The following is a 1,374-nucleotide window of genomic DNA, read 5'->3' as shown; positions in this document are numbered from 1 at the left end:
TGACGGGTTGAGAGAGGCGGCGTATCGAGGCGGGTGTCCAGCCTGCCAGAACCTCTCAAGGAGAGCGATACGCCATGACCGAGACTACCAACGTTCTTGCTTTTCGTCAGCCCTCCACGGTTGACGATCCACTGACCGATATCCTGCGCGCTGGGGCGCGCGAGCTGCTTGCCAAGGCGGTCGAGATCGAGGTCGATACGTTTCTGGCCAGCACGTCCGAGCTGACACTGCCCGACGGGCGGGCCCGGCTGGTGCGGCACGGCTATGGACCGGCGCGGCAAATTCAGACCGGCATCGGCCCCGTGGAGGTCGCCCGGCCGAAGGTTCGGGACCGCGGCGCCTGCGGGGCCAATCGGATCCGCTTTAGCTCGGCGATCCTGCCGCTGTGGGCGCGGCGCACCAAGAGCCTGGATGCCCTGCTGCCAGTGCTCTACCTGCGCGGCGTCTCGACTGGCGACTTCCAGGAGGCGCTGTCGGCGCCGCTCGGCAAGGATGTGCCGAACCTGTCGCCGTCGGTGATTGCACGCCTGACGGCCGACTGGCAGGCCGAGTACGAGCGTTGGCAGCGACGTGACCTGTCGGCGCGGCGCTACGTCTATCTCTGGGCCGATGGCGTTTATTTGCAGGCCCGGATGGAGGATCACAGCGAATGTATCCTGGTGCTGGTCGGCGCGACGCCGGAGGGCCGCAAGGAATTGGTCGGCTTCCAGGTGGGCGCCCGCGAGAGCGCCCAGAGTTGGCGTGAGCTTTTGATCGATGTGAAGCAGCGCGGCCTGCGGATCGCTCCTGAAGTGGCGGTCGGTGACGGCGCGCTGGGGTTCTGGAAGGCCCTCGATGAGGTCTTCCCCGGCACGCGACACCAGCGGTGCTGGTGGCCACAAAGTCAGCAACGTGCTCGACAAGGTCGCCAAATCCGTCCAGGGCACGATGAAGAACGATCTGCGGAACGTCTATCTGGCACCGAGCCGGGCGAAAGCCGAAACCGCGATCGACACCTTCGTCGAGAAATACCGTGCCAAATACGGGCCTGCGGTCGAGTGCTTGATCAAGGATCGTGAGGCGCTGCTCGCGTTCTTCGACTTCCCCGCCGAGCATTGGGTTCATCTGCGCACCTCCAATCCGATCGAGAGCGTGTTCGCCACGGTGCGGCACCGGACGGTGCGAACGAAAGGATCGCTCTCGCCGAAAACCGCGAAGCTGATGGTGTTCAAGTTGACCGACGCCGCATCGAAGACCTGGCGCCGACTGAAAGGAACAAATCAGTTGCCGAAGGTCATCGCCGGTGTAAAGTTTACTGACGGCATCGAGGTCATTCCGACCACTGAAAGCCACGCCGCCTGATCAGGCCGCGTCACCCAGAATTAGCCATAGCTC

Annotated in this window: 1 pseudogene; it reads left to right on the top strand. The window is 64.0% G+C overall.

Annotation, left to right across the window (positions count from 1 at the left end):
- The first annotated feature begins 74 nt into the window (after nt 1-74).
- Nucleotides 75-1,341 (top strand): annotated as a pseudogene (locus CVM73_RS38690) (IS256 family transposase).
- The last annotated feature ends 33 nt before the right edge of the window (nt 1,342-1,374 follow it).

Source organism: Bradyrhizobium forestalis, assembly GCF_002795245.1.
Taxonomy (GTDB): domain Bacteria; phylum Pseudomonadota; class Alphaproteobacteria; order Rhizobiales; family Xanthobacteraceae; genus Bradyrhizobium; species Bradyrhizobium forestalis.
Note: the sequence above shows the minus strand (reverse complement) of the source record. Positions and strands in the feature narration are given on the sequence as shown.